A 14,202-nucleotide genomic window follows, 5' to 3' on the forward strand; every position below is an offset into this window, starting at 1 on the left:
AATCTTGTTTTTGAACCGTTAATAATTGGTCCCCTATTAACCTAATAACCCTTGTCCCCATATTGTCATTAACATGACCTATTTTTGCCATATTTATCATCCATACTCCAAGCCAATAATTGTGCTGACATCGTAATGCTTAAAAGAATATTTTTCACCAAATTAGTGCAATTGCACCAAACAAGATAAACAAAATAAAATCATGAATTCATAGGGTTTTATAAAGCACTGATAAACAACAAGTAAAATTAATTCATAAAGTTGGCACAAGCTTTCCATATAAGAATATATACCCACTAAGTAGTAGTTTGATTTTTGAGCAATCAGAGTAGTTGTAGGAGATGGCGATGAATAAGATAAACTTAAATAGTAACATTAAGTCGATACATTTCATGGCGAAAAATGTCATTAAACAGTGTCGTCAAAATATTTTTTTCTTAGCACATCTTGGTTGTAGTCAATGGGATGAAGTAGAAACTCGTTCAGGTAAGCATCAATAACCAATAGGGAGTGTTTCTAATGAATATATCAAATGCGAAACAGTATCCAATAGACTTACAAAAACAAGTGATTAATGAAGTCAAAAATCATAATAGACTGTTGTCTGACGTAGCAAAGCAATACGGTGTATCAGCTAAAACCGTTTACAAATGGGTAAGACATAATGATGCTCACAAAACCGAAAGTAAAAGCGCTATCGTGTCAGAAATAGAGCATTTACAACAAAAAATCACCCAACTCAGCCAACAGTTACACACAATGGCAAGTTAGGGAATCAAACCGTTTTGGCAAGGATGTTTGACCGTGTTAACAACTCGTCCCCCAGCAAGTTGATAATACACAGCAACAAACATTCTAATAATAAGCGCAAAATATCTTGCATCCTTGCCGCTTTATTGCTCCACCGTTAGCTGTTAAGAAGACCGCTAACATTAAAGTTAAGGCGTTATTGGATCCCCAGGATCTATTATCCAATACCGTCATTTTTATTAAGGTATTTTAACTTCGCAATGACGGCGCTATTGTCGTCCTTAACAGAGCTAAATATCAAAACCGTTTTGGCAAGGATGTTTGATCGTTTTATTAATTCATTCCCCAGTGATGAGATAAACACCAGCAAACAACAAAACATACTAATAATAAGCGCAAAATATCTTCATCCTTGCCATTTTATTGCTCCACCGTTAGCCGTAAGGAAGACAGCTAACATTACAGTTAAGGCGTTATTGGATCCCCAGGATCTATTATCCAATACCATCATTTTTATTAAGGTATTTTAGCTTCACAATGACGGCGCTATTGTCGCCCTTAGCAGAGCTAAATATCAAAACCGTTTTGGCAAGGATGTTTGACTTTATTATCAACTCGTTCCCCAGCAAGTTGATAATATACAGCAACAAACATTCTAATAATAAGCGCAACATAACTTGCATCCTTGCCACTTTATTGTCCCATCGTTAGCCGTTAGGAAGGCAGCTAACATAACAGTTAAGGCGTTATAGGGTCCCCAGACTTTATCATCCAATAACGTCATTTTTATTAAAGCCTTTGGCTGAAATACTCAAAATAACAACAAACAATGCAAACAAAAAGCCCCAACGCAAAGGATGCAATGGGGCTTTTTTATGAACATAAATTAGTAAAAAGTATAACTCAATAAACTATTGTTGCTCGACAACACTTACCCATGTAATTTTTTTTGTATGATAAATTCTTCAAAATCACAAGAACTTAAAGGACGACTAAACAAATAACCTTGGCCCATAAAGCATTCCAGTTCGATTAATGCGTGGCGTTGTGCTTCCGTTTCAACACCCTCAGCAATTAACACTAACCCCATCGATTTACCTAATGAAATGATAGTCTTAACGATTTCATAATCGTGTTTATTGTTGAGCATATCTTTTACAAAAGACATATCAATCTTCATAACATCAACATTAAACTTCTTTAAATAAGCCAAACTAGAATAGCCGGTACCAAAATCATCAATCGCAATCTTAATGCCTAATGAGGTTAATTCGCTCAATTTGTTTTGCATGTCAGCAGCATCAAGCATTAATGCTGTTTCGGTAATTTCTAGTTCAAGTAAATGAGCGGGAAAGTCATTATTTAATAACGCTTCTTTGATCACACTAGCTAAGTCAGGGTCGGCAAACTGTGCCGCGGCGACATTAACAGAAACAGGAATAATATATCCCCTTTCCAGCCAACTTTTAGCTTCTGCGCAGGCTTTGTTTAGCACTTGCTTACCCAACATAATAATCAAACCAGACTCTTCCGCTAATGGGATAAATTCTGCCGGAGAAATAAACTTGCCCTCATCGTTAACCAGTCTAACAAGTGCTTCAGCACCAACAATTTCATTAGTTTTTAAATCAAATTTAGGTTGGTAATGGACAAAGAGCTCATCATTGATTAATGCTTTTCTTAAGCGAGTTTCTAAATGGTGGCGCTCCATAATAGAATGCTCTAAATCATGCGAGAAAAAGCAAAAACGATTACGACCTTCCTGCTTGGCGCGATACATAGCAACATCGGCATGTCTCATTAACTCTTCAGCATCTGCGGCATCATTGGGGAATACACTAATGCCAATGCTAACGGATACATTATACTTTTGACCATCAAGAGCAAATGGTTCATGCATTGCATCAACTAATTTAGAGGCTAATTTTGACGAGGCTTCAACAGAGCGAGTCTCGCTCATTAAAATGACAAATTCATCACCGCCTAATCGAGCTAATGTATACGATGTGGGTATTAATGAACGTATTCGTTTCGCCATCAAACAAATCAGTTCGTCACCATATTGATGGCCTAATGAATCATTAAGGTATTTAAAGTGGTCAATATCAATCAACAATGCCGCCGCTTTAGTGCCATAGGACTTGGCAGCCGAACACGCTACGGAAAGTCTATCTTGAAGTAAAATTCGATTTGGCAAATCAGTCAACTGATCATGGTTGGCTAAATGACTCATTTTCATCGCCATTGCCATCGCTTCACTCACATCATGAAACACCATAATGGCACCAATGACTTCACCGTTTTCATTACGGATCGGGGCTGCAGAATCTTCAACAAAAAATACATGCCCGCCACGTGATGTTAACTGACTATTGAGTGCCATCGCGACTATTCGATGCTCTCGTAATGCTAAATATAACGGATTTAATAATTTCTGCTGAGTATTTGAATCTGTCAAAAACATCACATCCTCAATTTTCTGATGTAATGCATCTTTCAAGCGCCAGCCAGTCATACGCTCTGCAATCGGATTCATAAAGGTAATCATTCCTTTAGTATCGGTTGCAATAACAGCATCACCAATTGAATTAAGTGTCACTCTTAAACGTTCTTTCTCGGAGTACAACGCTTGCCTTGCATGTTTGACCTCAGAAACGTCAACGACAGTAACCAAGTAACCATCGACTCCTGCACTTGATTTCATTTTAGATTGAAAGACTTCATAGAAACTCGCACCAATGCGATGAGGTACTGTGACAATATATTTTAATGCATCAGAGGTAATATGACGGTGATGGTTTAAAATGGCATTACTGAGTTCATCAGGGAAAATAGCCGAAATATGCTTACCTTTAACATCTCCGAGTAAACTCTCAAACCACAAGCCTGAGTTATCGTTACTGAATAAGTTTTGGCCTTGATCATCCCAATAAGTCACTAACATAGGAACTTGATTGACTAATTGTTGTAGCTCTTCCTTAGCTTTAATAATCAATTGATTTTGCTGTCTGAATTTGAGCTGTGTATGAACTCGTAAACAGCAAATAGAGGCATTAAATGGTTTGGTGATAAAATCAACCCCGCCACTTTCTAGAGCAAGTTTTTCAAATTCTGGGTCGGTGTGACCAGTAATAAAAATAATAGGAATATCACTAAATAGCGGATTGGCCTTAAGTGTACGGCACACCTCCCAACCATCCATATCAGGCATTTCAATGTCGAGTAAAATCACGTCCGGCTTAATTTTATCTATTAATGCTAATGCATTAGCTCCAGACTCTGAAAAATAAACATTGCCAAGAGGGGATAAAATATCTTCTAGCACAAAGATATTTTGGATATTATCGTCGATAATGAGGATTTTATAAACGGTATTGGTTAAGCCTGATAACAACATAGCAAAATAACTCCTTTACTTTTAAATACATAACATCCATTTAATTTGAGCTTATGTAACTGATATCCGTTTTATAATCGCTTTGTTAATATTTACATGTCTGGATAACGAGGCGCATCATCGACATTCGCGATGCTATTAAATAAAATAATACCTAATATAAAGACTTTATACCAAATTAGTTGCTATAAATATGAATAATTATGTTAATAGATCAACGAAATTACTCTTAAAAAAATAACAATCCAGACAACTAACTCACTATGACAATTATTCATCGCCATAGTGAGTTAGTAATATGTCTATAGAAGAAAGAGAACTCTCTAGATAATGGGTGATGCCCTAGCTGCAGCGAGGATCCCCAAAACATTACAATGTATCAGAATATGGGCCACGATGATCCGCTAGTATTATATGGGTACGGGTATAACTAACAAACACACTCTGCGTAGTAATAAATCCAATAAAAACAATATGAATTCCACAAAATCTTTATGAAAACATCCGAAAATATCGACCTCATTGCCCCACTTCATATAACGTTATTATCGCTTTCATTAAACCAATGAAAACTCCCATAAGAAGAAAAATTATTGGCAGAGATTGCCCCTTATTAATTCAGTTACAATCGCTAGAGTCAGAAAACAATCTAAATCAATAAGAGCCTATTAAATCACGTTTGGTTTCGGTTTACGTTCATCACTTTAATAAGTTAATTGCACTCTAATGTCATACCTTAGTACTAATTGCATTAATTAATACGATTAAAACATGCGTTTTTTTCTAAATTTTTATCCAAAAAAATATACATTCACTACACTTGATATTACTAAATATCTTTATTGAAGTATTTTATGATCAAAGTGTTGAACATTTTTCTCTTGGCTTTTATGTTAATTGGGGTTACCAGTTGTGATCTTGGCGCAAGCCAATCATTTACCACTTCCGCTCAAAAGGATCTCATAAAAATAGCGGTATCTGGCACCCCGCTTTCATCACCATTTTTTATTGCTCAGCAGCAAGGTTACTTTGAAAAAAATGGTTTAAATGTTGAACTAGTGAGATTTGACAGCGGGGTAAAATGCTTTGACGCTCTTAAGAATAAACAAGTCGATTTGGCTACTGCATCAGAAACAGTTGTGATGTTTAATAGCTTTAAACAAGCAAATTTTACCGTATTAGCCAGTTTTGTCGAATCAGATAATGATCTCAAATTACTAAGCTTAACCCCGCAAAAATATCATCAACTGGATAATCTAGCCCACGCCCGCGTAGGTATAGTCAAAAGTAGCGCCAGTGAGTTCTTTTTTGATAGTTTATTGATTATGTATAATAAAACTCAGCAACCTATTGAACGAGTATATTTACCTGCAGAACAACTCATTCCAGCACTATTAAATCATCAAGTGGATATGATTTCGGCATGGGAACCTTTCGGTTATTTATTAACACAACAAATATCCTCAAATCCACAAGTGATTAATAGCCGAGGCTTACATCATTTATCCTTTAATTTACTCGAACTAAAAGACACATCTTTAACAACAACTGAAAAATTAGCGATACTAAAAGCCATTAACGATGCGACAGATTATATTCACAGCCACTCAAAACTTGCTCAAGGGATCATCAGTAACACTTTACTTATCGAGCCTTCTCAGCTGCATTATTCTTGGGATGATTATACTTTTCGGTTATCACTCAGTAATGCACTCTTTTCTAACATTCAAACCCAGAGTCAGTGGGCTATCGACAACCAATTAGTTGCTGAACAAAATAGCTTAGATTTTCGACAGGTTTTCGATAGACAATTACTTGAAAAATTCATGAATTTAGAGGCTGGATGGTAATTTATGATGTTATCAAAGCGCCTTAAACTCACTGCTACACTTTGTTCACTGCTTACGCTCATTGTTGGTTTCTCCTTAATACAAGCTCACTATTATCAACAAAAAATATATCACCAACTTAATTATTCAATGAAATTGCAAATTAGCATCGATAGCTTACGAAGTCAGCTGTGGCTCTACCAGGAATATACCGACGACCAAGGGTTATCTGAACTCAATAATCGCCAAGCAGAACTGGCCAAAGATCTTTCTCAACAAATCAACTGGGACGCACAGCAAAAATTGGTCATTGAAAACCTAAATAGGCTTAATACTAATGTTAGAACATTAATTAATACCCAAAATAATTTCCACAATAAGCAAGTCAATATTTCATCAACACTCACTGCAGAACGATTATTTAAAGCCAAATATAGTATGATTATTGAAGAAATGACCGAAGAAATGTTTCATCTTCATCAATTATCAATTAAGCAAGCAAACCAAACACAACAACGATTATTAGCCATGATAGGCTTGGTGTTACTACTGTTAGCAACTCTGGTAACAGTTTGGTCTTTTATGACACTCATTCGCTTTAAGAAAGGACTTACCTCACTGAATCAGGGGATGAAGGCTTTGGCTGCTGGAGATTTAATCAGTCAAATTAATATCCAAGACACTGATGAATTATCGGCACTGGCTGAAAATTTTAATAAGATGAAACAGTCACTAGCTCAAATAACCATTAAAAAAGAACAACTAAAACAAGAAGTCGATAGCCAAACCCGTAAGCTATTTGAACAACAAGACAAGCTTATCTTCCTAGCCGAACATGACGATCTAACAGGTATTTACAATCGTCGAGCATTTATAAAACAAATTGATTCTGCCATTGCCAGGGATTTACGCGGAACCAATCAAGCCGCATTATTATTCATTGACCTTAATAAATTTAAAGATATTAACGATACCTTAGGTCACAGCATTGGTGATGAAGTGATAATTGTCATAGCGAAGCGTTTGGTGAAAAATTTACGATCGACCGATATTGTAGGTCGATTGGGTGGAGATGAGTTTATTATTTGGCTTGATATGCTCAGTGAGCCAATCGATCTTGAACAAAAAATACATCAACTATTAGCAACAATTAAACACCCCATTATTATCGATCAACACACCTTGCACGTTGGAGCGAGTATCGGCATTAGTATATTACCTAAAAATGGTCTAACTAGTCGGGAGCTTATCAGCGCTGCAGATACAGCAATGTATCAAGCTAAAGCCGATAATAGCATTGAGTTTTGCTATTATCATGGCTAATCTGCTTTAACCACTTTATAGGTTTGAGTGTTCCAATCAAAATAATATTCGACACCTTGCCATTCATAAACAGTACCGTTGTCGCGTTGAATAACTTTGGCATTTTCAGGTAAATGATGTAAACCCGAAGCATATTGAATACTGGTTGTAGTACGCTGTGGCGGTGTAACCACAACTGTGTCATCAAGCTCAACTTGTCGTGATCGGTATTCTGTACCCAACTGATTCTGATAAGGATAATAACCATAACGACCAAGACGATAATTATCATATCCCCATCCAAAACCATAGCGCCAGTTGTTACTATTGCTCCAACTAAACCCAATGCTTGGCCCCCAACGCTGATTGACTCCCCAACCTTGATCCCAGCCTAAACGCCAAGGATCGATATTGCGATAATGGTTATTATGTTGGCGATGAAGATTATGTTGACGGTTATTATTAGTTTGAGAACCAACAGAATGTGAAACTCGAGGAGAATACTCATTAGATAATGGCGGCTGAGCATTAGCAAAACCTGCCATCGTTAACCCTATAGCCCCGCCAAGCCCTAATAAAGGCAATAAAGCCCAATATTTATTTACTCGCATAAGTCACCTCCACAAAATGGAATACCTACACTAGTTTACGCTAAGCAAGGTTAAAGTCGATATCAACAATATAAGGGCTATCAAATGGCTTAACCCTATATTAGAAAAATGCTATAGTGCGCCTCATAAGGGTTTGGATATGATTAACAGGCGGTAACATGAGTTTTAAAGATTTACGCAGCTTCATCGATCATTTAGAAGTAAATGGCGAATTAAAGCGTATTAAGCACCCTGTTGATCCTCACTTAGAAATGACGGAGATCGCGGATCGTGTTTTACGATCGGGTGGCCCCGCTTTGCTATTTGAAAATCCTACTAATAACACTATGCCGGTTTTGGTTAACTTGTTTGGCACCCCTAAACGTGTAGCAATGGCATTGGGTAAAGATGACCCTTTAGCGCTGCGTGAGGTTGGTGAGTTGTTGGCATTCTTAAAAGAGCCAGAGCCTCCAAGTGGCTTTAAAGATGCCATAGCCAAAATTCCTATGTATAAACAGGCATTAAATATGCCGCCTAAAACTGTCCGTAATCCACCTTGTCAGCAAGTGGTTAAAAGCGGCGATGAAGTCGACTTAACCTCGTTGCCAATCCAACATTGCTGGCCTGGAGATGTTGCTCCCTTAGTCACTTGGGGGTTAACCATCACCAAAGGACCACGTCAAAAAAGACAAAACTTAGGCATTTATCGTCAACAGTTATTAAGTAAAAATAAACTGATCATGCGTTGGCTTGATCACCGCGGCGGCGCGTTAGACTTTAAAGACTTTAAACAACTGCATCCGGGTGAACGTTACCCTGTAGTAGTGGCATTAGGTAGCGATCCCGTGACTATTTTAGGTGCTGTTACCCCTGTACCGGATGCAATGAGCGAATATGCTTTTGCTGGTTTGCTACGAGGTGAACGTACTGAAGTCTGTAAAGCTATTAGCTGCGATCTAGAAGTGCCAGCCACTAGCGAAATTATACTGGAAGGTTACATCGATCCTGATGAAACAGCAGTAGAAGGCCCTTACGGCGATCATACTGGCTACTATAATGAAACGGATTCATTTCCGGTCTTTACCGTGACGCATATTACTCACCGTAAAGATGCTATTTATCATAGCACTTACACCGGTCGTCCACCTGATGAACCAGCCATGTTAGGCGTAGCATTAAACGAAGTATTTGTGCCTATTCTACGTAAGCAGTACCCAGAGATTATTGATTTCTATCTGCCGCCGGAAGGTTGTTCTTATCGCATGGCGATAATTTCAATTCGGAAACAATATCCCGGTCATGCTAAGCGCGTAATGATGGGGGCGTGGTCATTCTTACGCCAATTTATGTATACCAAATTTATCGTTGTCGTTGATGACGATGTTAATTGTCGAGATTGGCAAGATGTTATTTGGGCCATTACCACCCGCATGGATCCTATTCGCGATACCATGATGGTAGATAATACTCCGATTGATTACCTAGATTTTGCCTCTCCTGTTGCTGGTTTAGGATCGAAAATGGGCTTAGATGCAACAAATAAATGGCCAGGTGAAACTACTCGTGAATGGGGAACCCCTATTGTGATGGATCCTGAAGTTAAACAAAAAGTCGATCAAATCTGGGATGAGCTCGGCATAGACGATATACCAACATTATAACTACAGTGCTCTCATTAAGGCGCAAGTCGCTATAATTAACGCATTGATAAAAATAAAAAAGGCCCTAAAGGACGTTAGATGAAAACCATTCGTTGTCAGATTGAAAAAATCACCCCGTTTAATGACGCTGTGTATCAAGTGTTCCTTAAACCCGAAGCAGCTTTCGATTTTAAAGCCGGCCAATACTTATCTGTGGTCATGGGTGAAAAAGACAAACGTCCTTTCTCTATCGCTTCGGCTCCTAATGCGGCATTGATTGAGTTACACATTGGTGCAGCAGTCAGCGAAAGCTACCCTATGCAGGTTGTGGAACGTCTACAAACCTCAAAGCATATCGATATAGAAGCGCCCGCAGGTGATGCCTTTTTGCGTAGCGATAGCCACAGACCCCGTATTTTGATTGCGGGTGGCACAGGTTTCTCATACATAAAAAGTATCGTTGAAGCACAAATTGCTAATGGCGAAACCATTCACACTAAACTGTATTGGGGTTGCCGCAATGAAGACGCGATGTATTACCAAGACATCGCCAAGCAATGGCAGGCCGATCATTCGTGGTTAGAGTTTATTCCTGTCGTTGAACTTGCAGATAGCGCTTGGAAAGGTAAAAAAGCAAACCTGCTCGAACAGATTAAGCAGGATTTTGTCAGCTTAAACGGTTACGACATATACATTGCAGGCCGCTTTGACATGGTAGGAGCTGCACGAGAGTTGTTCCGTGAACTTGGAGTAGAAGAGGACCACCTATATGGTGATGCCTTCGCATTTATTAAATAAGCTCTCTCAATAAAAACGATTAAAACCGGCTATCTTGCCGGTTTTTTTATAGGTAAATCGATTGATTGCTTTGTATTCCATGGCTCATTTCTTTAAAATTAACCCACATTTATTATTAAGGTATTCCAATGAAACTCAGTCAATTAACCCAATCCATTTACGATCATTTATACCGCGACATTTTTGAGTTTCGCAACACCTTTGACCTGCCCGTTAACGATAGTGCTAGCCTAGACGATAAAGCAGACACTTTGCATACATCATTAATTATTGAAGAAATGACCGAGCTTGCAGAAGCCGACTCGCGTATTGAACAAGCTGATGCCATTGTTGACTCAGTTTATGTGTTAATGGGCCGCTTAGTGCACTTAGGTGCAGCCCAGATAAGTGATAGTCTAGAGATCAGCTACCTTATCGATTTATTGCTAAACGTGGCTAAAAACCGCGAAATAGACTTTATCCAATGCTGGGATGAGGTGCACTCAAGCAACATGAGTAAAGTGTGCCGAAATCAACAAGAGTTAGATGAAACCATCGCCTTTTACGCTAAACAAGGTGTTGAAATAGTCGGTAGCACTAAAGGTGAGTTTATTATTGCCAAGTGCGCTAAAGATGTTGATATGGCAGGTAAAGTGGTACGCCAAGGCAAAGTCTTAAAATCCGTTTACTATCGCCCTGCAGACTTAACCACGTTAGTGCGAGATTAATCAGTAAATCAGCTACTCGATTTTTACTTAGTAGTACTGGTTTACTCATAAAAAAATGCGCTTTCATTAGCGCATTTTTTTATGACTGCTTTCAGTTATTCAACCACCGAAATTTTGCTATTGTTCAGCGCCTGAATTAACCGCTGCGGCTCATCCACACTCAAATGAATCACTTTCATGGGTTCCGGTAACTGGCCCATACCACCATGATAAATGACCGGACGATTTAGCGTAATAGTGACATTACTCTGCCCACGACCAATAATAATGGTTTCTGGTTCATCTTTATTTAATTCAGCTGATTCTTGATTATCAACACTGGCAATATCCGCAATGTTCACGACCATAAATCCCCACAATGAATTATTGATCACTAAGTTATCTCTGATTAAATACAAAGAGTAATAACGTGATAGCCGATGATTAGCCACAATAGACATCAAGGTATAGGCAATAATGCTCGAGACAATAATTGCCAACCACTCGCTCCATGAGACCAATAATAAATAACTGCTACAAGATGCGGTGATACAACCTATTAGCATTAGCCATACATGCCAGCGCGTTGCACTATTGAGATTGATATTAGCGATGGCCGCCGGATGATGACGTGAAAACCAAGGGATTGAATAAAACCAGTTGGTCGCTTCACTGGCCAGAATAAGTGCGATAGTTAAACTTTTTTCATCGCCATCCCGATACGTTTCTACCGCACCAACTCTAGGATCGCCCTTAAGCTTTCGCACCTTAATCAATCCACGAACAACACTCACCACCAAGTACAATTCAATAACCAGCAACACTGCAATAATCGGATATCGTAACCATGCAACAAACTCAAAATAGTGCGCGACTTCGGCAGGGAAACTTAACCGAGCAACCAGGCTGCTTAAACTGAAAACGATAATCAATTTCCACAGTTTCTGAGCGCCCATTTTGATAATGCAATACCAGTAGCTCAGAGGCAGTAACAAAAAATACACTACACAAATAAGGTATAACGACCACTTATCAGCATCGCTCGTTAACGACTCAGGCGTCCACTGAACACCGATAACAAAACTGAATATCATTAAGACTAAAAAGACTAACCGATATTTAACTGTTGCTCTCATTCAATACTCTTCCTTGGGTAATCTCTATTCAATTATTGACGCGCTGTAGAAATGGATGTGGGGGCAGATAAAAATAAAACAAGTTATTAACATATCAGCAAAAATACGCCTTATGGAAATTGATTAGCTCAAAAGTTGTTACAGGAAATGATTGATATAGCTTTATCACGCAACACGACAAAGAGTTGCACTATAATTAAGCGACTTTATAGGGCTAATAGGTGATTTGAGTTAAATACTGCGTTTAAACAACCAAGTTAAACCATGAATTGCAGTAGTTGGGAAAGCCATCGAATGTTCGGCCTCTGGGATCACCAGCAGCTTGAGTTGTAAAGCGCCGGTTTTAGCAGATGGATGAGATTGAAGTATTTGACAAAAAGCCTGAGCGTCTGCCACCATATGATGATTACCATTAGTATGAGGTGGCTTTTCTAATTCGCCAATACCAATAAAAACCTTGGCAGATATTGCTGGTGTGTGACTAAAACGCTGAGAAAACTGCTGCAACAATTGCTTATTATCGAACCACAGAGATGGGCTACCCAATACATAATAATCAAATAGCCTTGGTCGTTCTAACAATATATATGCACCCAGCAAGCCGCCTAACGAATTTCCCATAAAAGTATCATATTGCTTATTTACCCGAAAATTCGTTTCAACAAAGGGCATAACAACATTACTGATAAAGCTAACATGTCGTTTAGCCTCACCCGTCGATAATGTCCAACTCGGATCGTGACTTGGAGTGAAATCTCTAATCCGACTCGCAGAGCCTTTACTTGGCTTTTGATAGCCAATAGCGACTAAAATAGCTTGTTGCATTATGTTGCTGTTCATCGGAAATCGCGTTGCACCAGACACCACTTGCAAACTGTACATGCTATCAGTCATGTATATCACTGGATATTGATGTGAACTACTTTGCTGGTATTTTTTGGGGAGCTTGATCATCACTTGATAGTCACGATCGCCATCTTTGAGTATAAATTGACGGGTACGAGGAATGTTGACAACCGCAGCTGTGGAATACACATCGACAGTCTTGCTTGGTAAACTAACCACTGCAACATCATTGTTAGCTGACACACTGACAATAGATAACCAACAACACATTATCGCGCAGCACAACCAATAAGTTGTTTTCATGCATCCCTGCCCTATGGTAATAAACCACAAACGTTAAATCATATAATCCAGTGCGAGTGCGATAAACAGTATCATCCCTGCCCAGTTATTATTTAAAAAGGCTTTAAAGCATGGGGCACGTTCATGATGGAAAATTAATCGTTGCTGATACATCGCAAACCCAATAAAGCTGATAATACCCAAGCCATAAATAACCCCTCGGTCGGCCACCAGCCCAGCCATCACAAAACACCCTAACGCAGCAAGTTGAAATAGGCCGATAATCTGTCGGTCAAAGCGGCCAAATAAGATAGCGGTTGATTTAATGCCAACTTTTAAGTCATCGTCACGATCGACTATGGCATACATGGTGTCGTACGCTACCGTCCAACACCAATTAGCCATAAATAACCACCAAGCTTCAACTGGCACTTCACCAAGTTGAGCAGCATAGGCCATCGGAATTGACCAACTCCACACAATACCCAAAAACATTTGTGGCATGTTGGTCACCCGTTTCATAAACGGGTACATCACAGTTAATACTATCCCGACTACAGATAACTGCACCACGAGAGGATTAAGCCATAACACTAAACTAAAAGCAGCCAACCCTAAAAGAGTAAATAGAGTCAGTGCCTCTTTAACAGACACTTCACCCGACACCAACGGTCGCATACTTGTACGCTCGACATGAGCATCTAATTTACGGTCAGCAAAGTCATTAATTATGCAGCCATTAGCCCGCATAATAATCACACCCACGATGAAAATGAGTAACACCTTGATATCAGGCATACCATGAGCGGCTAACACCAATGCCATTAAACAAGGCCATAACAGAAGTAAGGTGCCAATGGGTCTGTCAATCCGCATTAATCGTGCATATGCACGCAACTTATCTTGCAATGACATTGGTGTCGTATCTCCATGATTTAGCAAGTTA

At 38.9% G+C, this 14,202-nt stretch carries 12 protein-coding genes; 7 read left to right on the plus strand and 5 right to left on the minus strand.

The features are described from left to right. Positions 1 to 347: 347 nt before the first annotated feature. Both ABIS04_RS16655 and ABIS04_RS16660 read left to right on the plus strand, forming a co-directional pair. Entirely contained in the window at positions 348 to 500 is a 153-nt protein-coding gene (locus ABIS04_RS16655) for a hypothetical protein (protein WP_167496051.1), read from the plus strand. Positions 501 to 519: 19 nt separating this feature from the next. Further along, positions 520 to 771, plus strand: a complete 252-nt coding sequence (locus ABIS04_RS16660) for a transposase (protein ID WP_137225234.1) — start codon at positions 520 to 522, stop codon at positions 769 to 771. Positions 772 to 1,681: 910 nt separating this feature from the next. On the opposite strand, the gene ABIS04_RS16665 is transcribed toward ABIS04_RS16660, so the two are convergent. Beyond that, positions 1,682 to 4,147, minus strand: coding sequence for an EAL domain-containing protein (locus tag ABIS04_RS16665; protein WP_350431776.1), 2,466 nt, complete (start codon positions 4,145 to 4,147; stop codon positions 1,682 to 1,684). An 866-nt stretch (positions 4,148 to 5,013) separates the two neighbouring features. On the opposite strand from ABIS04_RS16665, the gene ABIS04_RS16670 reads away from it, so the two are divergent. Then, positions 5,014 to 5,997 (plus strand): ABC transporter substrate-binding protein, encoded by a 984-nt coding sequence (locus ABIS04_RS16670; protein WP_175405866.1) that lies wholly within the window; start codon positions 5,014 to 5,016, stop codon positions 5,995 to 5,997. A 3-nt stretch (positions 5,998 to 6,000) separates the two neighbouring features. Then, the gene (locus ABIS04_RS16675; RefSeq protein ID WP_350431777.1) at positions 6,001 to 7,299 is read left to right on the plus strand and encodes a diguanylate cyclase domain-containing protein; all 1,299 of its coding nucleotides are present in this window, start codon (positions 6,001 to 6,003) and stop codon (positions 7,297 to 7,299) included. On the opposite strand, the gene ABIS04_RS16680 is transcribed toward ABIS04_RS16675, so the two are convergent. Next, the gene (locus ABIS04_RS16680) at positions 7,296 to 7,889 is read right to left on the minus strand and encodes a hypothetical protein (protein ID WP_350431778.1); all 594 of its coding nucleotides are present in this window, start codon (positions 7,887 to 7,889) and stop codon (positions 7,296 to 7,298) included. The genes ABIS04_RS16675 and ABIS04_RS16680 overlap by 4 nt on opposite strands. A 158-nt stretch (positions 7,890 to 8,047) precedes the next feature. Here ABIS04_RS16680 and ubiD point away from each other — a divergent pair, with 158 nt between their 5' ends. The 3 genes from ubiD (at position 8,048) to ABIS04_RS16695 (ending at position 11,013) form a co-directional block, all read left to right on the plus strand. After that, positions 8,048 to 9,529: a 4-hydroxy-3-polyprenylbenzoate decarboxylase gene (gene ubiD / locus ABIS04_RS16685; RefSeq protein ID WP_350431779.1), complete on the plus strand. Its 1,482-nt coding sequence runs from the start codon at positions 8,048 to 8,050 to the stop codon at positions 9,527 to 9,529. Between the two features lie 78 nt (positions 9,530 to 9,607). Next, positions 9,608 to 10,306, plus strand: a complete 699-nt coding sequence (fre, locus tag ABIS04_RS16690; RefSeq protein WP_350431780.1) for an NAD(P)H-flavin reductase — start codon at positions 9,608 to 9,610, stop codon at positions 10,304 to 10,306. A 128-nt stretch (positions 10,307 to 10,434) separates the two neighbouring features. Beyond that, the gene (locus ABIS04_RS16695; RefSeq protein ID WP_137225220.1) at positions 10,435 to 11,013 is read left to right on the plus strand and encodes a nucleoside triphosphate pyrophosphohydrolase family protein; all 579 of its coding nucleotides are present in this window, start codon (positions 10,435 to 10,437) and stop codon (positions 11,011 to 11,013) included. A gap of 95 nt (positions 11,014 to 11,108) precedes the next feature. Here the strand turns inward: ABIS04_RS16695 and ABIS04_RS16700 are convergent, their stop codons facing one another. From ABIS04_RS16700 to ubiA, 3 genes are all read right to left on the minus strand, one after another. After that, the gene (locus tag ABIS04_RS16700) at positions 11,109 to 12,128 is read right to left on the minus strand and encodes a hypothetical protein (RefSeq protein ID WP_350431781.1); all 1,020 of its coding nucleotides are present in this window, start codon (positions 12,126 to 12,128) and stop codon (positions 11,109 to 11,111) included. A gap of 231 nt (positions 12,129 to 12,359) precedes the next feature. After that, positions 12,360 to 13,277, minus strand: coding sequence for an alpha/beta hydrolase-fold protein (locus ABIS04_RS16705; RefSeq protein WP_350431782.1), 918 nt, complete (start codon positions 13,275 to 13,277; stop codon positions 12,360 to 12,362). Positions 13,278 to 13,310: 33 nt separating this feature from the next. Continuing rightward, positions 13,311 to 14,171, minus strand: coding sequence for a 4-hydroxybenzoate octaprenyltransferase (gene ubiA, locus ABIS04_RS16710; RefSeq protein WP_350431783.1), 861 nt, complete (start codon positions 14,169 to 14,171; stop codon positions 13,311 to 13,313). Positions 14,172 to 14,202: the final 31 nt, after the last annotated feature.

Source organism: Shewanella sp. H8 (genome assembly GCF_040285065.1).
In the GTDB taxonomy this organism is placed as follows: Bacteria; Pseudomonadota; Gammaproteobacteria; order Enterobacterales; family Shewanellaceae; genus Shewanella; species Shewanella polaris.

What these genes read in the sequence shown, in the direction of transcription:
- ABIS04_RS16655 (WP_167496051.1), top strand. Translation starts at nt 348, where the DNA reads ATGAATAAGATAAACTTAAATAGTAACATTAAGTCGATACATTTCATG.
- ABIS04_RS16660 (WP_137225234.1), top strand. Translation starts at nt 520, where the DNA reads ATGAATATATCAAATGCGAAACAGTATCCAATAGACTTACAAAAACAA.
- ABIS04_RS16665 (WP_350431776.1), bottom strand. Translation starts at nt 4,147, where the DNA reads ATGTTGTTATCAGGCTTAACCAATACCGTTTATAAAATCCTCATTATC.
- ABIS04_RS16675 (WP_350431777.1), top strand. Translation starts at nt 6,001, where the DNA reads ATGATGTTATCAAAGCGCCTTAAACTCACTGCTACACTTTGTTCACTG.
- ABIS04_RS16680 (WP_350431778.1), bottom strand. Translation starts at nt 7,889, where the DNA reads ATGCGAGTAAATAAATATTGGGCTTTATTGCCTTTATTAGGGCTTGGC.
- ubiD (WP_350431779.1), top strand. Translation starts at nt 8,048, where the DNA reads ATGAGTTTTAAAGATTTACGCAGCTTCATCGATCATTTAGAAGTAAAT.
- fre (WP_350431780.1), top strand. Translation starts at nt 9,608, where the DNA reads ATGAAAACCATTCGTTGTCAGATTGAAAAAATCACCCCGTTTAATGAC.
- ABIS04_RS16695 (WP_137225220.1), top strand. Translation starts at nt 10,435, where the DNA reads ATGAAACTCAGTCAATTAACCCAATCCATTTACGATCATTTATACCGC.
- ABIS04_RS16700 (WP_350431781.1), bottom strand. Translation starts at nt 12,128, where the DNA reads ATGAGAGCAACAGTTAAATATCGGTTAGTCTTTTTAGTCTTAATGATA.
- ABIS04_RS16705 (WP_350431782.1), bottom strand. Translation starts at nt 13,277, where the DNA reads ATGAAAACAACTTATTGGTTGTGCTGCGCGATAATGTGTTGTTGGTTA.
- ubiA (WP_350431783.1), bottom strand. Translation starts at nt 14,171, where the DNA reads ATGTCATTGCAAGATAAGTTGCGTGCATATGCACGATTAATGCGGATT.